The sequence below is a fragment of the Streptomyces sp. GESEQ-35 genome (genome assembly GCF_017948485.1).
Classification (GTDB): Bacteria; Actinomycetota; Actinomycetes; order Streptomycetales; family Streptomycetaceae; genus Streptomyces.
On sequence record NZ_JAFFSX010000010.1, the window covers coordinates 208,670 to 233,392 of the forward strand.

Below are 24,723 nucleotides of genomic sequence, written 5' to 3' on the forward strand. Positions count from 1 at the left end.
GCTCCGTGAAGTTAGGCATCTCTCGTACTGCCGTCAATCATTTGCGCAACATCAGTTGGGTCCGTCCTCCACGATCCGCAGCAGAAGTGCCTGGAGCGTCTCCCGCTCGGCCGCGTCCAGCGGGCCCAGCAGATCGTTGGTCACCCGCAGGCCGGCTTCGTCGGTGCCGCGCAGGAAGGCGTGGCCTTCCCCGGTGAGGACCACGATCCGGCTGCGGCGGTCGTCCGGGGCGGGTCGGCGCTCGGCGAAGCCCAGCTTCTCCAGGTCGTCGACCAGGCCGACGATCGCGCTCGGGTCGTAGCCGAGCCGAGCGCTGAGCTCGCGCTGAAGTGACCCCTCGGTGGTGGCGAGGAAACGCAGCACCGCGTAGTGGCGCAGGCGCACCCCCGACTCCTGGAGGAAGGAGTTGAAGAGCTGACCCGAGCGCAGGCCCAGCCGGTACAGCAGATAGCCCGTGTCCGCGTGCAGCCCGCGCATCCAGGGCTCGTCCGCGTCGATCGGGGCGGGGTTCATGGCGTGCTGCTGGCGGGCGATGGCGGGCTCCCTGGTCGAGGCGTCACGGTCTGCTGATTCCAGCATGGCGCACCCGACTGATGGCAACAACTATTGACGTCAACAATTATTGCTCTTAGCTTCGATCTCGAAGCCGCACCTCTGTGCCACCGCTTGGAAGCCGCACCCCTGTGCCACCGCTTGAAGGGACCCATCCGTGCCCAGCATCGATCTCACCGGCAAAGCCGCCGTCGTCACCGGCAGCGGCCGTGGCCTCGGCCTCGCCTATGCGCACGCCCTCGCCGCCCATGGCGCCTCTGTGGTCGTCAACGACATCGACGAGACGGTGGCCGAGCAGGCCGTGAAGTCGATCACCGAGGCCGGCGGCACCGCCGTCGCCGAGGTGGTCCCGGTCGGCACGACCGAGGCCGCCGAGCGGCTCGTGAACCGTGCGGTCGAGGAGTTCGGGCGGCTCGACATCCTGGTCACCAACGCGGGCATCCTGCGCGACAAGGTGCTGTGGAAGATGACCGACGACGACTTCGACACGGTGATCACCACCCACCTCAAGGGCACCTTCACCTGCGCCCGTGCCGCCGCCGTCCGGATGCGCGAGCAGGGCGAGGGCGGCTCCCTGATCCTGGTCGGCTCCCCGGCCGGGCAGCGCGGCAACTTCGGGCAGACGAACTACTCCGCCGCCAAGGCCGGCATCGCCGCCATGGCCCGCACCTGGTCGATGGAGCTGGGCCGCGCGAACATCACCGTCAACGCGATCGTGCCGGTCGCCGCGACCGCGATGACCGAAACGATCCCCGCCTTCGCCCCCTACATCGAGGCCATGAAGAACGGCGAGCCGCTCCCGGACTTCCTCCGCAAGGGCGAGGGGTTCGGCACCCCCGAGGACTGCGCGTCCCTCGTCCCCTTCCTCGCCTCCGAGGCCGCACGCGGCATCACCGGCCAGGCCATCGGTATCGGCGGCGACAAGGTGGCACTCTGGTCGCATCCGCAGGAGATCAGCGCGGCGTACGCCGACGGCGGCTGGACCCCGGAGACCCTGGCCGACGCCTTCCCGACCTCGGTCGGCGCCGAGCTCCAGTCGGTGGGCGTGCCCGCGCCCAAGCTGCCGGAGGCGTGACCCATGACGAACCTCAACGTCGAGGAACTTGTCGCGATCGATGTCCACACCCACGCGGAGGTCTCCTCCAGAGGCCACTCCTCCCTGGACGACGACCTGCACGACGCGTCCGCCGCCTACTTCAAGGTGGAGGCCAAGCGGAAGCCGACCCTTCAGGAGACGGCCGCCTACTACCGTGAGCGGAAGATGGCCGCCGTGATCTTCACGGTCGACGCCGAGTCCGCGACCGGCACCGAGCCCGTCCCGAACGAGGAGGTCGCCGAGGCCGCCGCCGCCAACCCGGACGTGCTGATCCCCTTCGCCTCCATCGACCCCTTCCGCGGCAAGGCCGGGGTCAAGCAGGCCCGCCGCCTGGTCGAGGAGTACGGGGTGAAGGGCTTCAAGTTCCACCCCAGTGTCCAGGGCTTCTTCCCCAACGACCGCTCGGTGGCGTACGCCCTGTACGAGGTGATCGAGGAGAGCGGCGCCATCGCCCTGTTCCACACGGGCCAGACGGGCATCGGCGCCGGAGTCCCCGGCGGGGGCGGCATCCGCCTCAAGTACTCCAACCCCCTGCACGTCGACGACGTGGCCGCCGACTTCCCGCACCTGAAGATCATCCTGGCGCATCCGTCCTTCCCCTGGCAGGACGAGGCCCTCGCCGTCGCCACGCACAAGCCGGGCGTGCACATCGACCTGTCCGGCTGGTCGCCGAAGTACTTCCCGCCGCAACTGGTGCAGTACGCCAACACCCTGCTGAAGGACAAGGTCCTCTTCGGCTCCGACTACCCCGTCCTCACCCCCGACCGCTGGCTCGCCGACTTCGAGAAGCTGTCGATCAAGGACGAGGTCAAGCCGAAGATCCTCAAGGAGAACGCCGCCCGGCTGCTCGGGCTGACGAAGCCGTAAGGGGCCGTACATGCGCAACGAGGGACTGGGGTCGTGGCCCGCACGCCGGGCCCGCAAGACCCCGCACCGCACCGCCGTGGTCCACGACGGCGGCACACTCACCTACGGCGACCTGTACGAGCGCACCACCCGCCTCGCCCGGGCCCTGCGCACGGCGGGCGTGCGCCGCGGCGACCGCATCGCCTATCTGGGCCCCAACCACCCCTCCTTCCTGGAGACCCTGTTCGCCGCCGGCACCCTGGGCGCGGTCTTCGTCCCGCTCAACATCCGCCTCGCCGGCCCCGAGATCGCCTACCAGCTCACCGACTCCGGGGCCCGGGTCCTGGTGTACGCACCCCGGTTCGCGGGCCTCGTGGCGGGCCTGCCGGGCAACTCCGACGTGCGCACGTACGTCGAAGTCGGCCCCGAATACGACCGGTTGCTCGCCGGCGCGTCCGACGAGCCGATCGACGAACCCGTCACCGGCGACGACACCTGCCTCATCCTCTACACCTCCGGGACGACGGGCCGCCCCAAGGGCGCGATGCTCACGCACGCCAACGCCACCTGGAACGCCGTCAACTTCCTCATCGACAAGGACCTGCACGCCGACGAACGGGCCCTGGTCGCCGCCCCGTTGTTCCACATCGCCGGACTGACCGTGCTCTCCCTGCCGGTGCTCCTCAAGGGCGGCACCCTCGTCCTCGTCGAGGCGTTCGACCCCGCCGACACCCTCGACCTCGTCGAACGGCAGCGGATCACCTACATGTTCGGGGTACCGGCGATGTTCGAGCAGATCGCCCGCCATCCGCGCTGGCCGGACGCCGACCTGTCCTCCCTGCGCATGCTCAGCTGCGGCGGCGCCCCCGTACCCACCCCGCTCATCGAGACCTACCAGGCCCGCGGGCTGACCTTCCTCCAGGGCTACGGCATGACCGAGGCGCTCGGCGTGCTCTTCCTCGACGGCGAGCACTCCGTGAGCAAGGCGGGCTCGGCCGGGGTCCCGCACTTCTTCGCCGACGTACGGGTGCTGCGGCCGGACCTGACACCGGTCGACACCGGCGAGACCGGCGAGGTCGTGGTCCGCGGGCCGAGCGTGATGTCCGGCTACTGGGGACTGCCGGAGGAGACGGCCGGGGCCTTCGCCGACGGATGGTTCCGCACCGGGGACGCCGCCCGGGTCGACGAGGACGGCTATGTCTTCATCGTCGACCGCATCAAGGACATGATCATCTCCGGTGGCGAGAACATCTACCCCGCCGAGATCGAGGACCTGCTCCTCGCCCACCCCGACATCGTCGAGTGCGCGGTCATCGGCGTTCCGGACGACAAGTGGGGCGAGGTGCCGCGTGCGGTCGTGGTGCCGCGCGCGGGGACCGACCTCGATCCGGACGAGGTGCTCGCCTCGCTCTCCGGACGCCTCGCCAAGTACAAGATCCCGAAGTCGGTGGTCCTCGCGGACGAACTCCCGCGCACCGCCTCCGGAAAGCTCCTCAAGTCCCGGGTGCGCAAGCGCTTCGGCAACTGACTCCCTTGACCGACTCCCTTAAGGAACAGGCATTCATGAGCGTCACCGTCAACGGCCTCGACGAACTGAAGAAGCTCGCGGGCAGCGACCTCGGCACCAGTGAGTGGATCGAGATCACACAGGAGCGCATCAACACGTTCGCCGACGCCACGGGCGACCACCAGTGGATCCACGTCGACCCCGAGAAGGCCGCCGAGGGCCCCTTCGGCGCCCCCATCGCCCACGGGTATCTCACCCTCTCCCTCTTCATCCCCCTCTTCACCGAGCTGCTCGACGTCCAGGGCGTCACGACGAAGGTCAACTACGGTCTGAACAAGGTGCGTTTCCCCTCGCCGGTGAAGGTCGGGTCGAAGATCCGGCTGGTCGGGAAGCTGGCGGACGTCGAGGAGGTGAAGGGCGGGGTGCAGATCACCGTCGACGGCACCATCGAGATCGAGGGCGGCGCCAAGCCCGCCGCGGTGTTGCAGAGCCTGTCGAGGTTCTACGCCTGATCGGCGCGGACCGGCACGAGGTCGAGAAGGCGTTCCGAGGCGTCCAGCGCCGGCGGGGTGAGCCGCTCGTGCACCCTCCGGAACGTCTTCTCGGCCTGCTCGGCCGGCCAGTCGTCGGGCAGGTGCTTGACCGGCAGCCGCGGATCGCGGCGGATGATCCGCAGCCACTCGGCCTGCAACAGCAGCCGCAGCCCGAGGGCGCCGTCGGCGTCCGGCAGGTCCGTCTCCCACGGCTGCCAGCGCCGTACGAACGCCTCGTACCGTTCCGCCAGTTCGGACAGTTCCCAGGTCTCCTCGATCATCGCGCCGATGTCCATGCCGGCGTCGGCGTGCGCGCGGAAGACCTTCACATGGGCGGACAGGCCCAGCTCGGCGACCAGTTCCGACACGTCGACCTGGCCGGGCGCGATCCACAGGCCGTTGAACAGCGGGCCGAAGCCGTTCCAGGTGAGTTTCGAGCGCAGGTCGTGCCGCTGGCGCTGCCAGGACTCGGGGAGGGAGAAGCCGAGCAGGGTCCAGGTGCCGTCCCAGTGCCGGTTGACCGCGCCGGTCTGCCAGATGCGCCGCTCGCCGTCGCGCAGGACGGCCGCCGAGTGCTCGGTCAGGCCGAAGTACATCCGGCGGCCTTCGCGCTGGCGGCGCAGCAGACCGCGGTTCACCATCCGGGTCAGCGTCGAGCGGGTCGCCTGCTCGCCGACACCGACCCGGCCGAAGACGTCGATGACGCTGCCCGAGTACACGCAGACATCACGCCCGAGCACCTGATCGCCCAGGAACGTCAGCATCAGGGACTGGGGCCGCAGCGACTCTTCGGTGGTCACGCGGCCCACGGTAACGCGTACTGGATCAGTCCGTGACCTGCTGGTACGAGTACACGGTCGTCGACAGTGCGCAGATGCCGGGCTGGATCACCTGGGCGCGCAGGGTGCCGCTGTTCACGTCGTGGTCGACGCCCTCCGTCTCGAAGGTGCCGGTGCAGATGCTGCGCTGCGGCAGCGCGAACAGGCTCTTGACCGCGCCGGTGACCGGCTGACCGTCCAGCTTGCGTTCCAGGTCGACCTGGAGGAGGGGGCGGATCTCGGGGAAGAGGGTTCCGGTGGCGTCGTTCGAGGCGCACACCAGACGGGTGTCCGTGACGAAGTCGCAGCCCTGGATGTCACGCACCGGCTTGTCGAGGGTGATCTGCCAGGCCTCCGGCAGGGCTCCGCCGGTCTGCGGGGTGGACGGGTTGAGCAGGGGAGCGGGGAAGACCTGGAGCCGGTTCTGGTCGCCCCACTCGCCCGACACCAGCCACTGCCCGTCGGGCGAGACGGCCGCGAAGGAGTTGTTCAGCTTCTCGCCCGGGTTGAGCTGGTGCACGTACTCATAGCGCTTCCCGGCCGGTGTGGTCACCGCGAACATCTTGGAGGTCGCGGTGTCCGGACCCTGGTAGGCGTCGAAGGTGTGGCCGTTCGCGATGTCCGGGTCGCCGATGTGGTTCCAACCCTTGATACGCAGGTCCAGCGGGATGTCCGCGAGCCCCCGGTACAGCAGCGAGCCGTCGGCGCGGCTCGCGAGGCCCTGCCCGCCGCCGAGGGTGTCGGTGTACGCCGTGCCGGTCTCCTCCCAGTGCGGGTCACCGGCGGCGAAGGCGGTGCCCGCGCCGACTGCGAACGCTCCGAATAAGGCGGCCAGGCAGACGAGTTGACGCTTCATCAGGCACCCTTCACGTCGACGAACATCGGGTTGGAATAGAACCATGTATCGGCCCACGGGTCACCGTTCCCGGGCTCGTGGGGGACCGGCCCGTGCGGGTCGACCGAGGCGCCGAGATATCCGGCGCCGTGGCGGTTGCCGTCGCTGCCGCGCAGCCGGACGTAGAAGGACTCGTCGCCGGCGGTGAGCGGGATGCGCAGGGTGTACGTCCCCTTGCGACCGCTGACCTCCTTGGTGCTCACGACCTTGGCGTCCGGTGCCCGCCAGCTGTCACGGTCGGCCGCCGGGCCGCGCACCGTGCCCCGGATGACGTCGACGTGCGCCAACTCGGGCAGGATTCCCTGCGGGTTGGGGCGGGAGGCGCTGGTCACCGTGACGGTGAGGGTGAGCCGCTCGCCCTTGCGGACGCGCAGCCTGCCGCCCAGCGTGACGCCCCGGCCGTGGTCGCAGTCGCGCTTCAGCCGCACCTCGAGCCCGTCCAGCAGATGCCCGTGGTCCAGCCAGACCCGGCCCGCGCGCAGGCCCGCCATCACCGAGCGGTAGCCGTAGCGCGTCACGCCGACGTGGGTGCGGCTGAACTGGCCGGGCCAGAAGTCGGAGCCCGGCTGCGGGGTGTCGGTGTTCACCGGGTCGGGCAGCCGGCCGGTGTTGTCGAAGTTCTGCCCCGGCAGCCAGTCGCCGTTCTTCCAGGTGTCGAAGACGATCCGGTGGGCGTCGGAGTTGGTGGTGATCGAGAACAGCTTGCCCTCGGAGAGCATCGCGTCCCACAGCCCGCCGACGGTCGCGGTCGCCCAGTCGAAGCCGCCGTACGTCAGATACGCCTCCGCCGGATAGCCGGCCCACGACTGGGCCGACGGCTTGTTCTCGTACTCGCCGCGGATCGATGTCGCGCCCCGCCAGCCGGGGATGGCGGCACCCTGGGCGCCCGGCGCGCCCTCCATGCCGATCATGATCTCGGGGGCCGCGTCACGCCAGTTGCGCATCTCGTGCGGGGAGTCGATGCCCAGGCGCAGCGGGTGGTTGGCGAGCACGAGCACGTCGTCGACGTAGCCGGTGCGGCGCTGCTCGGCCAGCCACTGGATGGCCTTGACGGCGTGCGCCTCGTTGCGGGCGGTGTCCGCGGCGCCCGGTGCACCCTCGGTGTAGCCGAGCAGCTTGCCGTCGTAGGCGCTCTCGAACTTCGTGAGCAGGTCGACCTCGTTCGGGCCGGGTGCGGCGATGACCGTGCAGTGCTCGGCGGCCGGGATGTACCACTCCAGGCCCTGGAAGATCAGCTGACGCGGGTTCTCGGCCCGGGCCTTGAGGATCTCGTCGTGCTCCAGTGGGGCGCCGTACTTCGCGTGCCCGAAGTTGGAGTGCTCGGTGAACGCCATCCAGTCGAGGCCGTACTTCGCGCCCGCGGCGGCCAGTTGGGAGAACGTGTACTTGGCGTCGTGGCTGTAGACGGTGTGGATGTGGTGGTCGCCGACGAGGTAGGCGAGGCGGGGGTCGTCCTGGGATTCGGAGGCCGCCGCGGGCACGGCGGCCGAGCCGAGGGCGAAGGCGGCGCCGAACAGGCCCGCGCGGCCCAGGAGTCCGCGCCGGGACAGGCCCTGCGGGTCGAGGTCTTCAGTGGACACGGACGGGTCGGCCCAGGCGGGCAACTGCTGGTCGTTCATGGGGATGCCTCTCGGAGCAAGCGAAGGAGTCAGTGGTTCATGAACGACGTGACGGGCAGCGCGCGTTCGACGATCCGTACGTCGCCGAGGCGCCCGTACAGGATCTGGTCGATCTTCCCCGCGTACTCGTAGCCGCCGAGCAGCCATGGCAGGCCCACCGAGGTGAGGCCGATCGCGGATGCGTGCGGGTTGCGGGCGACCGGGCAGCCCTGGACGTACAGCGTGGTGTGCCTGCCGTCGTTGACGACGGCGACGTGCCACCACGTCTCCCGCGCGGTCTCGTCGCCCCAGTTGGTGGCGATGCCCTGCTGGTTGAGCGGGCGTACGGCCCACTGCGGGCCGGGTCCGTCGGAGAGGGACAGCGTGGCGAGCGGCTCGTCCGGGTCGCCGTCGGTCTTGCCCGCCGCCCCGCCGGTGCCGGTGCGGCTGACCAGCCCGGCCCAGGCGTTGCGGGAGGAGGTCCAGTCGGCGGGCAGCCAGTAGAACGCCTCGATGGTGTAACCGGCCTTGAAAGTGGCCGAGTTGAGCGGAGCACCGTCGACCGTACGAAGATAGGCGCCCTGCAACGGCGGCTTGCCGCCCCGGAAGTACAGGCTGCCGTGTCCCGGCTGGTCGGGGTGATGGGCCGTCGACCAGCTCAGCGAGCCGTCCCCGGCCTTGACCACGGTGAGATCGTTGCCGCGCCCCGACAGGTCACGCACCGTGCCCTCGGCGGCGGCTCCCTCCTCGTGCCCGTCGAACCGCCAGTACGCGACCGTGCCACGCACCAGCATGCGGTCGGCGGGCCGGGACGGCCGTACGGGTATCGGAGCGAACCCGGCGAACCGCTCCTCGAAGTCGATGTCGACGGAGAACCGGTCCGCGTCGCCGGACAGCTCCATCTCCTGCCGCTCCAGCTCGTTCAGCCCCTTCGCGGCCCGGCCCAGGATCCACGGGGACAGCGTCTCGACGTCGATCGTGTTCCGGTCGAGGTCGAAGTGGTAGAGGCGGATCATCGCCGCGCCGCCGTAGTACCGGTTCTGGTAGTTCGTCAGGTGCAGGTGTACGTCGTTCCCGGCGGCGTTCTCGCGGACGGCGCGGGCGGCGGGCCAGTAGTGGCCGTTGAGGGTGAGGAAGATCTGGTCGTGGTCCTTGACCAGCTGGTCCCACAGCTGCTGCCCATACGAGGAGAGCGCGTCGTCGCCGACGACCAGCTCGTGCGTGGTGAGGACGACGGGCGTGTCCGGGTGCTGGGCGATGACGTTCCTCGCCCAGGCGTAGCCCTTGTCCGACAGCCGCCAGTCCAGGGCGAGGACGAGCCACTCGCGCCCGGCCGCCTTGAAGACGTGGAAGGTGTTGTAGCCGTCGGGCGAGGCTCCGCCGAAGGTCGGCTTGCCCTTGAAGCGCTCCGGGCCGAAGGTGTCCAGGTACGGAGTCGGGCCGCGCTGGTCGTTCGTGGACGAGCGGACGTCGTGGTTGCCCGCCAGCACGCTGTAGCCGACGCCGCGCCCGTCGAGCAGCTCGAAGGCCTCGCCGATCGCGTCGCATTCGGCCTTCGCGCCGTTCTCCGTCAGGTCGCCCAGGTGGGACAGGAAGACGATGTTGTCCTCCCGGCCGTGCTCCAGCAGATAGCGCAGGGAGGCCTTGATCGGCGCCGGGTTGATGCTCGGCCCGTCGAAGAGGTACTGCGTGTCGGGCATCACGGCGAGCGTGAAGCGGCGGCTCTCGGTGTCGGGCCGCAGGTGCTGCTCGACCGCCGCTGCTTCAGCGACGGCCGGGAGGGTGGCGGCGGTGGCCGCGGCGCCGATCAGCGCGGTGGCTCTGAGGAAGTTGCGTCTGCCGGCGTCGGCGCAGGCGGATTCCTGCCCGGGCTCGTGCGAGGTGCACACATCGTCTCCAGTGAAGGGGCGTGAGCGAGCTGAAGGAGGTGAGGGGGGTTGGCAGAGCTGAAGAGAGTGTGTTCAGAGAGCGCGCAGGGTCCAGTTCCAGCGATGGACACCCGGCGGGATCAGGTACGACGCCGAGGTGTCCGGGCCGCACGACGCGGTCCCCAACCCCCGGTGCGCCGCGTCGATGTGCACCACGCACCCCGGTCGCGGGACCAGCTCGTCGTGGTGCGCTGCGGCGGTCAGGTCCTCGGCGCGGTACCGGGTCACCGAGACCTGCCGGGGTTCGTCCAGCCGTACCGCGAGACCGGTGGCGTCCGGCGCCGACAGCGTGAAGTGCCGTACGCCGTGCCGCCCGCCGCTCTCCTGGGGGCGCAGATAGGGGGTGAACAGGTCGTCCACGGACACGGAGTGATGGCCGACGGGCGCGCCGGAACTCCGGTCCGGGTACGACTCCCAGGGCCCCTGTCCGAACCACTCCAGGAGGTCGAGCCCCGGCACCGTCTCGAACACGGTGCCCACCCGGGCCACGTCCTCGAAGTCCTCGGGCAGCTCGGCCGATTCCTCGACCCGCACGCCGCCCTCGACGGGGGTGAACACCTGCACATGGCGGACGACGCCGATCGTGCCGGCGTACTCGGCGTGCACAGCCACCCGTCCGTGGTCCTGCCGCACCGACACGACCTTGCGCACGAGCGCGTCGAGCCCCCAGGACCGCCAGCGCAGCGCGATGCCGCCCAGCTCGTCGTTGTCGGTGGGCGCCCGCCACAGCGACAACGTGGGGGCGGCCGTCAGCAGCGGATGGACCAGGAGCCCCTCCGTGTCGACCACGACGGGCGGGCCGGGGACGACCGCGTTCCGCGGAGCCGCCGCGGCCCGCAGCCGCAGCTGGGGCGCGCACACCTCGGTGCCGCGCGGCCCCCACGGCTCGTCGTCCTTCGTGGTCACCCGGAGCGTCACCCAGGCCTCGCCGCCGTCGTCCGGCAGCTCGAAGGGGAGCGGCACCGCCGCCGTCTCGCCGGGAATCAGGTCGGGCAGCGCGGCCGGAGCGGTCAGCGTCCGCCCGTCGGAGAGGGCCAGCTCCCACCGGGCGGACAGCCAGTCCAGCCCCCGGAAGCACTGGTGGTTCTCGACCACCAGCCCCTCGTGCCGGAAGCACGTCAGCCGCACCGGCGCCGCGATCTCGCGGTGCTCGTACATCACGGGCTTGGGCGTGCGGTCGGGGAAGACGATCCCGTCGGCGACGAACGCGCCGTCGTGGATCTTCTCCCCGAAGTCGCCGCCGTACGCCCAGCGATGGCCGGGCGCGGCGACACCCTTGTCGTACAGCCCGGCGCCCGAGCGCCCGGCGGGTCTGCCGTCAGTCACTCGCTGGAGAATGCCGTGGTCCCAGAACTCCCAGATGAAGCCGCCCTGAAGACCTGGCGTTGACTCGATGGCGGCCCAGTGGTCGGCGAGTGTGCCGTTGCTGTTGCCCATGGCGTGCGAGTACTCGCACTGGATCAGCGGCTTGGTCTGCTCACCGGACAGGGCATGGGCCACACAGTCCTCGATCGGCGCGTACATGGGGCACGCGATGTCCGAGGCCACATCCGGATCCGCCCAGCCGGTCTTGGCCGCCCCCTCGTACTGGATCGGCCGCGTCGGATCGTGCCGGCGCACCCAGCCCGCCGCCGCGTCGTGGTTGGCCCCGTAGTCGGACTCGTTGCCCAGCGACCAGATGATCACCGACGGGTGGTTCTTGTCCCGCAGCACCATCCGCGAGACGCGGTCCACGAAGGCGTTCAGATAGCGCGGGTCGTCCGCGATCTCATGGGCGTGGTCGTGCGACTCGATGTCCGCCTCGTCCACGACGTAGAAACCGAGCTCGTCCGCGAGGTCGTAGAGCGCCGGGTCGTTCGGATAGTGCGCGGTGCGGATCGCGTTGAAGCCGAAGCGCTTCAGCAGGACGAGGTCGGCGCGCATGTCGTCGTACGACACCGTCCTGCCCGTCAGCGGATGGAAGTCATGCCGGTTCACGCCCCGGACGTAGATCCGCTCGCCGTTGACCAGCAGGTCCCGGCCGACGATCTCGACATCGCGGAAACCGATGCGGTGCCGCGAGGTGTCGGCGACCGTTCCGTCGGCGCGGTGCAGCCGGACGGTCAGGCCGTACAGCCCGGGCGTCTCGGCGGTCCAGGTGCGGACGTCGGGGACCACGGCGCGCATCCGTGCCTCGCCGAGGAAGTCGGAGACGCGCTCGTCCTCGGCGTTGACCCGGTCGAACTCGGCGTCCTGCGCGAGGCATTCGCCGTCCAGGTCGCCGGTGACGTACCAGCCGTCCGGCAGCGCACCGTGCGCGTCCCGCACCTGACAGTCGACCCGCAGCGCGCCGCCGGCACGCGCCCGCACGGTCACGTCGGCGAGATACAGCGGATCCGTCGCGTACAGCAGCACCGACCGGGTGATGCCGCCGTGCCACCACTGGTCCTGGTCCTCGATGTGGGAGGCGTCGGACCATTTGACGACCGTGAGCCGTAGGGTCGCGGACGAGCCCGGGCGTACGACGTCCGTCAGATCGAACTCGGCCGCCAAGTGCGAGTCCTTGGAGATCCCGACCGGCCGCCCGTCCACCTGCACCAGCAGCACGCTCTCGGCCGCACCCACCTGGAGCACGATCCTCCGACCCGCCCACTCGGCGGGCACGTCCACCTCGCGCTCGTACACGCCCGTCGGGTTGGCCGTGGGGGAGGACGGCGGGAACTCGGGGAACGGCATACGGGTGTTGGTGTACTGGGGGAGGTCGTCGGTGTCCTGGAGGGTCCAGGCGCCGGGGACGTACGAGGTGGACCAGACGTCGGTCACGGCCGCGTCGGGCGTCGGCAGCAGCTGGAACCGCCAGTCGCCGTCGAGCTTCAGCGCCCCGGTGCGCCGGTCCACGGCGTTCATCGGAATCCGCCCCCAGGAGGTCACCTCGGGTGCCTCCCAGGGGCGGAGCGCCCACAGCGGGTTCATCCGCGGACGGCTCCCTTCGCGAGGTCGCCGATGATCTGCCGGGCACCGATGGCGAAGACGATCAGCAGCGGGATGAGGGCGAGGAGCGCGCCGGTCATGACCATTCCGTAGTCGGTGGTGCCGTGGGTGCCGTTGAGCTGGGACAGGGCGACCTGGAGGGTCACGTTGTCCGGGTTGGTGAGGGCGATCAGCGGCCAGGCGTAGTCGTTCCACTGGCCCATGAAGGTGAAGATGCCGAGGAAGGCGAGACCCGGGCGGACGACCGGGAGCGCCACGTGCCAGTACTGGCGCAGGAAGTTCGCGCCGTCCAGCTTGGAGGCGTCCAGCAGTTCGTCGTGGATGGCGCTCTTCATGTACTGGCGCATCCAGAAGATGCCGAACGCGTTGGCGGCCGCCGGGACGATCAGGGCGGTCATGGAGCCTATCCAGCCGATCTTCGACATCATCACGAACTGCGGGATGATCGCCAGCTGTGTCGGCACCATGAAGATCAGCATCAGCAGCCCGAACAGCAGGTTGCGGCCCGGGAAGTCGAACTTGGCGAAGACGAACGCGGCCAGTGAGTCGAAGAGCAGGACCAGGAAGGTCACCGCCGAGGCCACCAGCAGCGAGTTGAGCATCGAGCCGAAGAAGTCGATGTTGTCGAAGAGGCCTCGGACGTTCTCCAGGAAGTGCGAGCCGGGCAGCAGCTTCGGCGGGTAGGAGAAGATCTCGCTCGACGTGTGCGTCGACATGATGACGGCCCAGTAGAACGGGAAGGCCGACAGGAGCAGTCCGAGGACCAGGACCACGTGCAGTGCGATGCCCCGGCGCCGGGAACCCTTGATGGATGCCATGGTGTCCAGGCCTCCTTAGTCTTCGCCCCGGCGCTGGACCAGCCGCCAGTTGATGATCGAGAAGATGACGACGACGAGGAAGATGCCCCACGCCACGGCGGCGCCGTAGCCGAAGTCGTTGTTGTCGAAGGTCTGCTGGAAGAAGTAGAGGACCATCGTCCGGCCCGCGTGGTCCGGGCCGCCGGAGAACGTCGAGTCGTTCGAGGTGTTCTGGAGCAGGACCTGTGCCTCGGTGAAGCTCTGAAGACCGGTCACCGTCGAGATCACGAGGACGAACAGCAGGGTCGGCCGCAGCAAGGGCAGCGTGACCCGGAAGAACGTCTGCACCGGACCGGCGCCGTCCACCCGAGACGCCTCGTACAGCTCGCTCGGGATGGTCTGAAGTCCCGCGAGGAAGATGATCGCGTTGTAGCCGGTCCACTGCCAGGTCATCAGCGTCGCGATGGCGACCTTGATCCCCCACGGTGTGTTCAGCCAGGCCACCTGGTCGAGACCCACCGCCTGCAACAGTGCGTTCACGAGGCCGAAGTTGGTGGAGAACACCGAGCCGAAGACGATCGCGATGGCCACGACCGAGGTGACGTTCGGCAGGAAGTACGCGAAGCGGTAGACGTTCTTGAAGCGGACCGCCGAGTTGAGCATCACGGCCGTCACCATCGCCAGGAAGATCATGGGGAAGGTGGCCAGCGCCCAGATGATGATCGTGTTCCCGATCGAGTCCCAGAAGTCGCTGTCGCTCAGCAGGTACTGGTACTGGGACAGGCCCGCCCACTCCATCGAGCCGAGGCCGTCCCAGCGGTGGAAGGACAGATAGAGCGAGAAGCCGACCGGGATCAGGCCGAAGGCGAGGAAGAGCAGATAGAAGGGGGAGATCGCGGCGTAGAGGTGCCAGTACTTGCGGAAGCCGCTCTTCGGCCGGGCCGGGGAGGGCTGAGCCACAGCGGGCGGGGTCTGCTCGATGACGGCCATCAGTAGCTCACCCCCAGATGCTTCGCGATACGCCGGCACTTGCTCATGGCGTCACTCCAGGCGTTGTCCGGGTCCTTGCCGAGGACGCCGACGTTCTTGATCTCGTCCTTGATGGGCTGCCCGAGCGCCACGTCGAACGGGCTGTTGTAGGCCACCACGATCTTCTGCGCGGCGGGCCCGAAGACGTCCGTGGTCACCTGGCCGCCGAAGAAGTCGTCCGGCTCCTGAAGCTGCCCCAGGCCGTACGAGGCGGGTGTGGAGGGGAACAGGCCCGCGTCGACGTAACCCGAGGCCTGGTTGGCCGCGTTGAGCATCCAGGCGATGATCTCGAAGGCCCGCTCGGGCTCCCGGCACGCCTTGGTGATCGACAGGAACGAACCGCCGTTGTTGGCGGGCCGCACGGGCATGTCGGCGATCCGCCACTTGCCCTTGGTCTTCGGGTTGCCGTTCTTGATGTCGTACGTCGCCCAGGAGGCGCCGAGCTGGCTGGGGAGCTTGCCGGTGTCCACCGCGGAGATCTGGTCCGGGGTGCCGGTGACGAGGTCGGAGACGAGCCTGCGCTTCTTGGCCTCCACGGCGAGGGCCCAGGCGGCCCGCACATGTTCCTGGTCGCCGATGAAGTGGCGGTCCTTGTCGACGTAGCGCTTGCTGCCCTGCTGCACCACGTTCTCGAAGACGCTGTTGACGTCGGTGAGCAGCGAGGTCCCCGGGATCCGCTGCCTGAGCCGCTCGCCCGCCGCGAAGTACTTCTCCCAGGTGTTCAACTCCTCGGAGACGTCCGCCGGTTCGTACGGCAGACCCGCCTTGCGGAACACCTCGTACTGGTAGAAGTGCGCGACCGGCCCGCAGTCGATCGGGAAGCCGACCATCGTGCCGTCGTCGGCGATGCCCTGGTCCCACTTCCACGCCAGGTACTGGCTCTTGTACTTCTCCGCGCCCAGCGTCCTCAGGTCCACGAACTGGTCCGCGTTGGGCAGGTAGGACGCCATGTCCTCGCCCTTGAGGCCCGCGATGTCGGGGATGTGGGCGCGGCCGGTCATCGTGGTGATCAGCTTGGACCGGTAGTAGCCGCCGATCTTGATGGCCTGGAGGTCGACCGAGCTGCCGTAGCGGGCCCTGGCCTTTTCCAGGACCGTGTCGCCGAGGCCGCCGTCCCAGTACCACAGGACCATGTTCCGGCCGGTCGACCCGGTCGGAACGGCACAGCCGGTCGCCAGGCCGCCGAGTGCCGTGGCGGCCGTACCGGCCAGGCCCGCGCGCAGCAGGCCTCTTCGTGAGAGCCGCACAGCTCCCACCGCCTTTCGGATCTTCGTGTGCGAGACGTTCTTCGTGTGGAGATCACTGGGGGGTGTTCGGAGGAGTCAGCGGTGCGTACCGGACGGGCGGCCCCGGGTCCCGCGGCATCCGGTCGGCCAGGAAGCCGTAGGAGCGCCGCAGTCCGGGGTCGTCGAGGGTTTGCCACCACTGGTGGATGCCGTACCAGCCGGGGGCGGCCAGCGCTCCGGTGTGGTGCCGTACGGACAGACCGGACGCCAGCACCGCGAACTTCAGCCGCTCAGCCAGCGGCCAGCCGCCGAGCGAGGCGGCGACGAAGCTCGCGCCGAACACGTCCCCGGCGCCCGTCGCGTCCAGGACATCGATGTCGAGGGCGGGTACCTCCGCGTACTCGCCCGTGGTCTGGTCGGCGGCGATCGCGCCGTCGCCGCCGCGGGTGACCACGGCGACCGGCACCAGCTCGGTGAGCGTGCCGAGCGCAGCGACCGCGCTGTCGCTGCGGGTGTAGGCCATCGCCTCGGTCTCGTTGGGGAGGAAGGCGTGGCACAGGGAGAGTTGGTCGAGGAGGTCGGTGGACCACTGCTGGGTGGGGTCCCAGCCGACGTCCGCGTAGATCTGCGTGCCGTTCGCGGCCGCCTTGCCGAGCCATTCGCGCGGCTCGGCCTCGATGTGCACGAGCGCGGTACGCGCCTCGGGCGGGTCGCCCATCAGCGTGTCCTGCGAGTACGGCGGTTCCTGGCCGTGGGTGACCAGGGCACGGTCGTGACCGTGGGCGATGGAGACGGTGACCGGAGTGTGCCAGCCGTCTGCCGTGCGGGAGAGCGAGAGGTCGACGCCCTCCTGGTCGGCGAGGACGTCACGGCAGTGCTCGCCGTAGAAGTCGTCGCCGAAAACCGTGGCCAGGGAGGTCTTCAGGCCGAAGCGGGACGCGGCCACCGCGAGGTTCGCGATGCCGCCCGGACCGGAGCCCATACCGGACGTCCAGATCTCCTCACCCGGCGTCGGAGGCTTCCCGAGCCCCGTGAGGACGAGGTCGTAGAAGAGCAGACCGGTCAGCAGCACATCGGTCCTGTCATCGTCCACGCGCACATCCCTTCGTGGGGAGCTCGTCAAAACTCGTCATTTTCGATGACCGGAATCGTGCGCTGCTCGGCGACATTGGTCAATACCTCAGCAGAACTGAGCATGGAAATGATTGAAGATGACGAGTACTGTTCATCGCGTGCTGGCAGAACGACGACATCAACTCATCCTGCGGGCCCTGCGCTCCGGCGGCCCCGCGGCCGTGACCGATCTCTCGGAGCAACTGGGTGTGAGCCCCGCCACCGTCCGGCGTGACCTGGTCAAACTCGAGGAGGACGGCCTGCTCACCCGGGTGCACGGCGGCGCCGTGGCGGAGGAGGGCGACCAGCCCTTCGCCGAGGTCGCCGAGATGCGCGTGTCCGAGAAGGACTGCATAGCGGCCCGGGCCGCGGAGTTGATCAAAGATGGTCAGTCGGTGCTGCTCGACATCGGCACCACCGCCTACCGGCTGGCCCGCCGGCTGCACGGCCGCCGGATCACCGTGATCACCAGCAACCTGGTGGTCTACGAGGAGCTCGCCGACGACGAGGACATCGAGCTGGTCCTCCTCGGCGGCATGGTCCGCCGCGAGTACCGCTCCCTGGTCGGCTTCCTCACCGAGGACAACCTGCGCCAGCTGCACGCCGACTGGCTCTTCCTCGGCACCAGCGGAGTGCGCCCGGGAGGGCAGGTGATGGACACGACCGTGGTCGAGGTGCCGGTCAAGCGCGCCATGATCAAGGCCGGTGAGAAGGTCGTCCTCCTCGCCGACTCGGCGAAGTTCCCGGGTACGGGCATGGCGAAGGTCTGCGGTCCCGAGGACCTGGACGTGGTGGTGACGAACGGGCCCGTGGACGCGGCGACACGATCCTCCCTGGAGGAGGCCGGCGTCGACGTGATCGTGGCAGGAAAGGTGCAAGCGTGAAGCTGACGATTCTGGGTGGCGGCGGATTCCGGGTGCCGCTCGTGTACGGGGCGCTCCTCGGGGACCGCGCCGAGGGCCGGGTGACCGAGGTCGTGCTGCACGACCTGGACGCCGGCCGGCTCGATGCCGTGACGCGCGTCCTGGCCGAGCAGGCGGCGGACGTCCCCGACGCGCCCGAGGTGACCGCCACCACCGACCTCGACGAGGCGCTGCGCGGCGCCGACTTCGTGTTCTCCGCGATCCGTGTCGGCGGCCTGGAGGGACGCGCGAACGACGAGCGCGTGGCGCTGGCGCAGGGCGTCCTCGGCCAGGAGACGGTCGGCGCGGGCGGCATCGCCTACGGCCTGCGCACGGTGCCCGTCGCCGTCGACATCGCCCAGCGCGTGGCCCGCCTGGCGCCCGACGCCTGGGTCATCAACTTCACCAACCCCGCGGGCCTGGTCACCGAGGCCATGTCCCGCCACCTCGGCAACCGCGTCATCGGCATCTGCGACTCGCCGGTCGGCCTCGGCCGCCGTATCGCCCGCGTGCTCGGCGCCAACCCGCGCGAGGCCTGGATCGACTACGTCGGCCTCAACCACCTCGGCTGGGTGCGTGGCCTGCGCGTCGCCGGCCGCGACGAGCTGCCGCGGCTGCTCGCCGACCCCGGACTGCTCGGCTCCTTCGAGGAGGGCAAGCTCTTCGGCCCCGACTGGCTCCAGTCGCTGGGCGTGATCCCGAACGAGTACCTGCACTACTACTACTTCAACCGGGAAGCCGTACGCGCCTACCAGGAGGCCCACCAGACCCGCGGCGCCTTCCTGCGCGACCAGCAGGCCCGCTTCTACGACGAGATGCGCGACCCGAGCGCGGCGGCGTTCCTGGCCTGGGACCGCACCCGCGCCGAGCGCGAGGCGACGTACATGTCGGAGAACCGGGAGACGGCGGGCGCCGGCGAGCGCGATGCCGACGACCTCTCCGGCGGTTACGAGAAGGTCGCCCTCGCCCTGATGCGGGCCATCGCACGCGACGAGCGCACCACCCTGATCCTCAACGTGCGCAACCAGCACGCCCTCTCCGTCCTTGACAACGATGCCGTCATCGAGGTCCCGTGCCTCGTCGACGCGGGCGGCGCCCACCCCGTCGCCGTCGATCCGCTGCCCGACCACGCGACCGGACTCGTCTGCTCGGTCAAGGCGGTCGAGCGCGAGGTTCTCGCCGCCGCCGAGTCCGGCTCCCGTACGACCGCGGTGAAGGCCTTCGCCCTGCACCCGCTGGTCGACTCCGTGAACGTGGCCCGCAGACTGGTCGACGGATACACGCAGGTCCACCCTGGTCTCGCGTACCTTGGGTAAGCGCTTTCCCGGCAGGCTCTTCATGTCCCCGCTCGCTCTCTGGAGACTCTGATGCACGACGAACGCCGACGGATCGAGGAGCGCGTCCAGCGCCTTCACGACCAGCGGATCAAGACGGCGGTCTACGCGGCCACCGTGCCCTTCGACGTCGAGGCCTGGCAGGCGCCGGGCGAGCCGGTCTCCTTCGAGGAGGCGGCGGCCGCTCCGTACGCCCCCTTCACGATGGACACCCCGTGGGGCCCGCCCTGGGGCACGACCTGGTTCCGGATGCGCGGGCAGGTGCCCGCCGAGTGGGCGGGGAAGCGCGTCGAGGCGGTCATCGACCTCGGCTTCATCGGGGACTGGCCCGGCAACCAGGCCGAGGCGCTGGTCCACCGCACGGACGGCACGCCGCTGAAGGCGGTCAACCCGCTCAACCAGTACGTGCCGATCGCCAACCCGGCGACGGGCGGTGAGCAGATCGACTATCTGGTCGAGGCGGCCTCCAACCCGGACATCCTCGCCAATGACTTCGCGGCCCCGACCCCGCTCGGCGATGTCCTGACCGCCGGCGACAAGCCCCTCTACACCTTCCAGCGCGCCGACCTCGCCGTCCTCGACGAGGAGGTCTTCCACCTCGACCTCGATGTGCAGGTGCTGCGTGAGCTGATGCTGGAGCTGGGTGAGCACGACCCGCGCCGGCACGAGATCATGCACGCGCTGGACCGGGCGATGGACCTGCTCGACCTGGACGACGTCCCGGGCTCGGCGGCGGAGGTACGTGCCGCGCTGCGCCCGGTGCTGTCGCGGCCCGCGAACGCGAGCGCGCACGTGGTCTCCGGTGTCGGCCACGCGCACATCGACTCCGCCTGGCTGTGGCCGATCCGCGAGACCAAGCGCAAGACGTCCCGCACCTTCTCGAACGTCACCGCACTCGCCGACGAGTACGAGGACTTCATCTTCGCCTGCTCGCAGGCCCAGCAGTACGAGTGGGTGCGCGACAACTACCCGCTGGTGTGGGCCCGCATCCAGGAGTCGGTGAAGAAGGGCCAGTGGGCGCCGGTCGGCGGTATGTGGGTGGAGGCCGACGGCAACCTGCCCGGCGGCGAGGCGGTCGCCCGCCAGTTCATCCATGGCAAGCGGTTCTTCATCGAGCACTTCGGCGTCGAGACCAAGGGCGTGTGGCTGCCGGACTCCTTCGGCTACAGCGCGGCCTACCCGCAGCTCGCCAAGCTCGCCGGCAACGAGTGGTTCCTCACCCAGAAGATCTCCTGGAACCAGACCAACAAGTTCCCCCACCACACCTTCTGGTGGGAGGGCATCGACGGCACCCGCATCTTCACCCACTTCCCGCCGGTCGACACCTACAACGCCCGCTTCAGCGGCGAGGAGATGTCCCGCGCGGTCCGCAACTACCAGGAGAAGGGCGGCGCCACCCGCTCCCTGGCCCCGTTCGGCTGGGGCGACGGCGGTGGCGGCCCCACCCGCGAGATCATGGAACGGGCGCGCCGGCTGGCGGACCTGGAGGGCTCGCCGAAGGTCGTCGTCGAACACCCCGACGCGTTCTTCGCGAAGGCCCGTGAGGAGTACCCGGACGCCCCGGTCTGGGTCGGCGAGCTCTACCTCGAACTGCACCGCGCCACGTACACCTCGCAGGCCCGCACCAAGCAGGGCAACCGCCGGTCCGAACACAAGCTCCGCGAGGCGGAGTTGTGGGCGACGACGGCCGCACTGCACGCGCCGGGCTACGCGTACCCGTACGAGAAGCTGGACCGCCTGTGGAAGACGGTGCTGCTGCACCAGTTCCACGACATCCTGCCGGGCTCGTCGATCGCGTGGGTGCACCGGGAGGCGGAGGCCGAATACGCCCGTGTGGCCGAGGAGTTGGAAGCCCTCACGGCCGAGGCGGTCGCCGCGCTGGGCGGCGGCGGAAGCCGGGTCTTCAACACGAGCCCGTACGACCGGGCCGAGGTCGTGCGTACGGCGGAGGGTGCTCCCGCGTACGTGGAGGTCCCCGCGAGCGGCAGCGCGCCCCTCGTCGCCGCCGCGCCCGCGCAGCCCGTCACCGTCACCGGCCGGGTCCTCGACAACGGCCTGGTCCGCGTCGAGGTCGCCGAGGACGGCACCCTCGCCTCCGTCCGCGACCTGAAGGCGAACCGCGAAGTCCTCGCCGACCAGGGCAATCTGCTGCGCCTGCACACCGACCTCCCGAACTACTGGGACGCCTGGGACGTCGACAAGCACTACAAGAACCGCTACACGGACCTGCTGGACGCCTCGGAGATCACGGTCGTCGAACAGGACCCGCTGATCGGCGCGGTCCGGGTCGTGCGGTCCTTCGGCAAGGGCTCGACCATCACCCAGACCATCACGCTCCGCGCCGGCAGCCCCCGTATCGACTTCGAGACGGACATCGACTGGCACGAGGCCGAGAAGTTCCTCAAGGCGGGCTTCCCGCTGGACATCCGGGCGCCGCATTCGTCCGCCGAGATCGCGTACGGCCACATCCAGCGGCCCACGCACACCAACACCAGCTGGGAGGCGGCCCGCTTCGAGGTGTCCGGCCACCGCTGGGTGCACCTCGGCGAGCCCGGCTACGGCGTCGCGGTCATCAACGACTCGACGTACGGCCACGATGTCTCCCGCACGGTCCGTGAGGACGGGGGTACGACGACCACGGTCCGCCTCAGCCTGGTCCGCGCCCCGCGCGTCCCGGACCCGGGGGCCGACCAGGGCCGCCACACCTTCACCTACGCGCTGCTCCCCGGCGCGACCATCGCGGACGCGGTCGCCGAGGGCTACGCCCTCAACCTCCCGTTGCGGGTGGCGGATGCGGCGGGCGCGCCCGAGCCGGTCGTCTCCGTGGACGGCGAGGGCGTGACGATCGAGGCGGTCAAGCTGGCCGACGACCGGTCCGGCGACGTTGTCGTACGGCTCTACGAGTCCCTGGGTGGACGGGGGCGGGGTGTGCTGCGCACGGGCTTCCCGCTGGGCGGCGTGAAGGTGACCGACCTGCTGGAGCGGCCGCTTGCGGAGGAGCGGGTCGAGGTCGCCGATGGCGGGGTGGTGGTGGAGTTGCGGCCGTTCCAGGTGCTGACGTTGCGTCTCGCTCGCGCGTAGCGCTCCGCTAAGAGGGCCGGTTTTCACTGCGGGTCCGGTGGGGGCTGGTCGCGCAGTTCCCCGCGCCCCTTAGGTGGGACCGGTACCGCCCATTAAATGGCCGCCCCACCTGGGGAGGGGCGGGCTCGGCCGCTGCCGGGCCCGCCCCTTCGCCTTCGAAGTGACCTATTGCCGCTGAGGAGTTCAATCGTGCCCTTGCAGCCGTGGTTCGCCGACGCCAAGCTAGGCATCTTCATCCACTGGGGGATCTACGCCGTCGACGGCGTCCAGGAGTCCTGGTCGTTCTACGACGACATCGTCCCGTACGACGCCTACATGTCCCAGTTTGATCGCTTCACCGCCTCCCGGTACGAGCCGGAGGAGTGGGCGAAGCTGTTTGCCCGTGCCGGCGCCAAGTACGCCGTGCTGACCAGTCGCCACCACGACGGAGTCGCCCTCTGGGACACCGCGTACGGTGATCTGAACGTCGGCCGGGACCTGATCTCCGGGTACGCCGACGCGCTGCGTGAGCAGGGTCTCAAGGTCGGCCTCTACTACTCGCACTCCGACTGGAGCCACCCCGACTACGCCTCCACCCGCAAGCCGGGCCGGCCGCCGGAGCTGGAGGACAACCGGTACTCCGAGGTCGCGGCCGAGTTCGAGGACCTGGACGCCTGGGAACGCTTCATCGCCTACCGGGACGGCCAGATCCGCGAACTCAGCTCCCGGTACAAGCCGGACCTGATGTGGTTCGACGGCGAGTGGGACCGCAGCGAGGAGCAGTGGCGGATCCCGGAACTGGCCGCGCTGATCCGCTCCGAGGTCCCGGACGTCGTCTTCAACGCCCGCATGCTCAGCGAGGGCGACTACGCCACCCCGGAGCAGGGCGCACCCGTCATACCGCCCGAGGGCCCCTGGGAGCTGTGCCTGACGATCAACGACTCCTGGGGCCACCAGCACCACGATCGCAACCACAAGTCGGTCGACCAGCTGATCCGCTACTTCGCCGAGACGATCGGCGGCGGTGGCAATCTGCTGCTCAGCGTCGGACCGCGCGAGGACGGCACGATCCCGGCCGAGCAGGTCGAGCGCCTGGAGGGACTCGGCGACTGGATCGCCAGGCACGCGGAGGCGGTGTACGGCGCCGTGCGCGGCCTCCCGGCCGGCCACCACTACGGCCCGAGCACCCTCTCGGCGGACCGCCGCACCCTGTATCTGATCCTCTTCGACGCCCCGCGCGCCGAGATCAACGTACGCGGTCTGCTCGGCCCCGTGCGCCGGGTCACGGTGCTCGGCAGCGGCACCGAACTGGCCCACCGGATCACCGGAGGTCTGCACGAGACGCCGGGCGTGCTGTGGATCGAACCGCCCGCCGAGGCCGACCTGGACCCGTACGCCACGGTCCTCGCGGTCGAGCTGGACGGAGAGCTGGAGCTGTACCGGGGGGCCGGACGGTTCTGAACACGAACACGTTGTCCCAGGAACTCCCATGAAGATTTAAGGTAGCGGTAAAGCGCCTGGTCACGGCCGAAATTCCGGAGCCCGTGACCATGGCGCTTTGCTTCTTGGACACTTGGAGTTCGCCTACTGCCCGTGAGATGCGAAGGTAAGGCGCAAGAGAGAGGTGTCGCGGTGGGAGACTCGCGTAAGTCAGCGATCGGCAAGGGGCTGAGGCGCCGGGGGAGACTGATGATGCAGGCGGTGAGCCCGCCGCGTCGCACCCTGGACGCCATTCCTTCCCCTCGGCCCGCCGCGAAGCCGAAGCAGTCGACGTACGTCGCTCCGCTCGCCCCGCGGCTGGTGGAGTCGCCGGTCTTCGTGCTGTCCTCGGTGCGTTCCGGCTCGACCCTGCTGCGGGTGCTGCTGAACAGCCACAGCCGGATCCGCGCCCCGCACGAGATGCATCTGCGCACGGTCCATGTCCAGCTGACCCGCAGCTTCAGCGCGGACGCCATGAAGGCGCTGGAACTCGACAAGGCCGAGCTGGAGCATCTGCTGTGGGACCGGGTGCTGCACCTTGAGCTCACCCGCAGCGGCATGGACGTCATCGTCGACAAGACGCCGCCGAACACCCTCATCTGGCGGCGGCTGGACCGATGTTGGCCGGGCGCCCGCTACATCCTGCTGCTGCGTCACCCGGGCGCGATCGTCGCGTCCCTGACCGAACGCCGCAGGGATCCCGACCACGAGGCGATCCTCGCCGAGGTGCTCAGCTACTCCGAGAAGCTGGAGGAGGCGCGGCAGAACCTCGAGAACGCCCACATCGTGACGTACGAGGAACTCACCGCCGAACCGGAGAAGGCCACCCGCGCCCTGTGCGACTACCTCGGCGTCGAGTGGGAGAGCGGCATGCTCGACTACGGCCGCAAGGATCACGGCACCTTCCGCCCCCAGCTCGGCGACTGGAGCAGCACCATCAAGTCGGGCCGTATCCAGGCCGCCCGCACCGCCGACCCGACCGCCGAACTGCCGCCGCGCCTTAAGGAGATCGCGAAGGCGTGGGGGTACGAGGCCTAGGC

General features: G+C 69.7%; 19 protein-coding genes. 9 read left to right on the forward strand and 10 right to left on the reverse strand.

The genetic code is table 11. The features are described 5' to 3' along the window. Positions 1-51 precede the first annotated feature (51 nt). Positions 52-513 carry a MarR family winged helix-turn-helix transcriptional regulator gene (locus KCH87_RS21410; RefSeq protein ID WP_210587901.1) on the reverse strand — a complete coding sequence of 154 codons (462 nt, stop codon included), beginning with the start codon at positions 511-513 and terminating at the stop codon, positions 52-54. A gap of 196 nt (positions 514-709) precedes the next feature. Here KCH87_RS21410 and KCH87_RS21415 point away from each other — a divergent pair, with 196 nt between their 5' ends. Genes KCH87_RS21415 through KCH87_RS21430 form a run of 4 tightly spaced genes read left to right on the forward strand, consistent with a single transcriptional unit; the run spans position 710 to position 4,513 of the window. Then, positions 710-1,627: an SDR family oxidoreductase gene (locus tag KCH87_RS21415; protein ID WP_308298882.1), complete on the forward strand. Its 918-nt coding sequence runs from the start codon at positions 710-712 to the stop codon at positions 1,625-1,627. A gap of 3 nt (positions 1,628-1,630) precedes the next feature. Next, positions 1,631-2,515: an amidohydrolase family protein gene (locus tag KCH87_RS21420; protein WP_210587782.1), complete on the forward strand. Its 885-nt coding sequence runs from the start codon at positions 1,631-1,633 to the stop codon at positions 2,513-2,515. 10 nt (positions 2,516-2,525) lie between these two features. Next, a complete protein-coding gene (locus tag KCH87_RS21425; protein ID WP_210587783.1) occupies positions 2,526-4,022 on the forward strand; it encodes a long-chain fatty acid--CoA ligase in 1,497 nt (498 codons plus the stop codon). A gap of 35 nt (positions 4,023-4,057) precedes the next feature. Next, the gene (locus KCH87_RS21430) at positions 4,058-4,513 is read left to right on the forward strand and encodes a MaoC family dehydratase (protein ID WP_210587784.1); all 456 of its coding nucleotides are present in this window, start codon (positions 4,058-4,060) and stop codon (positions 4,511-4,513) included. On the opposite strand, the gene KCH87_RS21435 is transcribed toward KCH87_RS21430, so the two are convergent. From KCH87_RS21435 to KCH87_RS21475, 9 genes are all read right to left on the reverse strand, one after another. Next, a complete protein-coding gene (locus tag KCH87_RS21435) occupies positions 4,504-5,334 on the reverse strand; it encodes a PaaX family transcriptional regulator C-terminal domain-containing protein (RefSeq protein WP_308298883.1) in 831 nt (276 codons plus the stop codon). The two genes, KCH87_RS21430 and KCH87_RS21435, sit on opposite strands and share 10 nt — an antisense overlap. 25 nt (positions 5,335-5,359) lie before the next feature. Next, positions 5,360-6,208 (reverse strand): hypothetical protein, encoded by an 849-nt coding sequence (locus KCH87_RS21440; protein ID WP_210587785.1) that lies wholly within the window; start codon positions 6,206-6,208, stop codon positions 5,360-5,362. After that, positions 6,208-7,866, reverse strand: a complete 1,659-nt coding sequence (locus tag KCH87_RS21445) for a PHP domain-containing protein (RefSeq protein ID WP_210587786.1) — start codon at positions 7,864-7,866, stop codon at positions 6,208-6,210. The genes KCH87_RS21440 and KCH87_RS21445 overlap by 1 nt, the downstream gene beginning before the upstream one ends. Before the next feature lie 29 nt (positions 7,867-7,895). Continuing rightward, positions 7,896-9,734 (reverse strand): LamG-like jellyroll fold domain-containing protein, encoded by a 1,839-nt coding sequence (locus KCH87_RS21450; protein ID WP_210587787.1) that lies wholly within the window; start codon positions 9,732-9,734, stop codon positions 7,896-7,898. A gap of 72 nt (positions 9,735-9,806) precedes the next feature. Continuing rightward, the gene (locus KCH87_RS21455) at positions 9,807-12,725 is read right to left on the reverse strand and encodes a glycoside hydrolase family 2 TIM barrel-domain containing protein (RefSeq protein WP_210587788.1); all 2,919 of its coding nucleotides are present in this window, start codon (positions 12,723-12,725) and stop codon (positions 9,807-9,809) included. Then, positions 12,722-13,561, reverse strand: a complete 840-nt coding sequence (locus tag KCH87_RS21460) for a carbohydrate ABC transporter permease (protein WP_210587789.1) — start codon at positions 13,559-13,561, stop codon at positions 12,722-12,724. The genes KCH87_RS21455 and KCH87_RS21460 overlap by 4 nt, the downstream gene beginning before the upstream one ends. Positions 13,562-13,576: 15 nt before the next feature. Further along, entirely contained in the window at positions 13,577-14,530 is a 954-nt protein-coding gene (locus KCH87_RS21465; RefSeq protein ID WP_210587790.1) for a carbohydrate ABC transporter permease, read from the reverse strand. Next, complete coding sequence (locus KCH87_RS21470; RefSeq protein ID WP_210587791.1) at positions 14,530-15,816, reverse strand: ABC transporter substrate-binding protein; 1,287 nt, start codon at positions 15,814-15,816, stop codon at positions 14,530-14,532. The genes KCH87_RS21465 and KCH87_RS21470 overlap by 1 nt, the downstream gene beginning before the upstream one ends. Before the next feature lie 52 nt (positions 15,817-15,868). Further along, complete coding sequence (locus tag KCH87_RS21475; RefSeq protein WP_210587792.1) at positions 15,869-16,888, reverse strand: carbohydrate kinase family protein; 1,020 nt, start codon at positions 16,886-16,888, stop codon at positions 15,869-15,871. 139 nt (positions 16,889-17,027) lie between these two features. Here KCH87_RS21475 and KCH87_RS21480 point away from each other — a divergent pair, with 139 nt between their 5' ends. The 5 genes from KCH87_RS21480 to KCH87_RS21500 all read left to right on the forward strand — a co-directional run bounded on the left by KCH87_RS21480 (position 17,028) and on the right by KCH87_RS21500 (position 24,721). Continuing rightward, the gene (locus tag KCH87_RS21480; RefSeq protein ID WP_210587793.1) at positions 17,028-17,792 is read left to right on the forward strand and encodes a DeoR/GlpR family DNA-binding transcription regulator; all 765 of its coding nucleotides are present in this window, start codon (positions 17,028-17,030) and stop codon (positions 17,790-17,792) included. Further along, positions 17,789-19,126, forward strand: a complete 1,338-nt coding sequence (locus KCH87_RS21485) for a 6-phospho-beta-glucosidase (protein ID WP_210587794.1) — start codon at positions 17,789-17,791, stop codon at positions 19,124-19,126. Before KCH87_RS21480 ends, KCH87_RS21485 begins: the two co-directional genes overlap by 4 nt. Before the next feature lie 51 nt (positions 19,127-19,177). Then, a complete protein-coding gene (locus tag KCH87_RS21490; RefSeq protein ID WP_210587795.1) occupies positions 19,178-22,225 on the forward strand; it encodes a glycoside hydrolase family 38 C-terminal domain-containing protein in 3,048 nt (1,015 codons plus the stop codon). A 189-nt stretch (positions 22,226-22,414) separates the two neighbouring features. After that, on the forward strand, positions 22,415-23,665 hold the full coding sequence (locus tag KCH87_RS21495; protein ID WP_210587796.1) for an alpha-L-fucosidase: 1,251 nt from the start codon (positions 22,415-22,417) through the stop codon (positions 23,663-23,665). A gap of 231 nt (positions 23,666-23,896) precedes the next feature. Further along, entirely contained in the window at positions 23,897-24,721 is an 825-nt protein-coding gene (locus KCH87_RS21500) for a sulfotransferase (protein WP_247196581.1), read from the forward strand. The last annotated feature ends 2 nt before the right edge of the window (positions 24,722-24,723 follow it).

Bases quoted from the DNA above. Each gene is read 5' to 3' on its own strand.
- KCH87_RS21500 (WP_247196581.1), top strand. From the start codon at position 23,897: ATGCAGGCGGTGAGCCCGCCGCGTCGCACCCTGGACGCCATTCCTTCC.
- KCH87_RS21455 (WP_210587788.1), bottom strand. From the start codon at position 12,725: ATGAACCCGCTGTGGGCGCTCCGCCCCTGGGAGGCACCCGAGGTGACC.
- KCH87_RS21440 (WP_210587785.1), bottom strand. From the start codon at position 6,208: ATGAAGCGTCAACTCGTCTGCCTGGCCGCCTTATTCGGAGCGTTCGCA.
- KCH87_RS21410 (WP_210587901.1), bottom strand. From the start codon at position 513: ATGAACCCCGCCCCGATCGACGCGGACGAGCCCTGGATGCGCGGGCTG.
- KCH87_RS21465 (WP_210587790.1), bottom strand. From the start codon at position 14,530: ATGGCCGTCATCGAGCAGACCCCGCCCGCTGTGGCTCAGCCCTCCCCG.
- KCH87_RS21425 (WP_210587783.1), top strand. From the start codon at position 2,526: ATGCGCAACGAGGGACTGGGGTCGTGGCCCGCACGCCGGGCCCGCAAG.
- KCH87_RS21460 (WP_210587789.1), bottom strand. From the start codon at position 13,561: ATGGCATCCATCAAGGGTTCCCGGCGCCGGGGCATCGCACTGCACGTG.
- KCH87_RS21490 (WP_210587795.1), top strand. From the start codon at position 19,178: ATGCACGACGAACGCCGACGGATCGAGGAGCGCGTCCAGCGCCTTCAC.
- KCH87_RS21445 (WP_210587786.1), bottom strand. From the start codon at position 7,866: ATGAACGACCAGCAGTTGCCCGCCTGGGCCGACCCGTCCGTGTCCACT.
- KCH87_RS21430 (WP_210587784.1), top strand. From the start codon at position 4,058: ATGAGCGTCACCGTCAACGGCCTCGACGAACTGAAGAAGCTCGCGGGC.
- KCH87_RS21420 (WP_210587782.1), top strand. From the start codon at position 1,631: ATGACGAACCTCAACGTCGAGGAACTTGTCGCGATCGATGTCCACACC.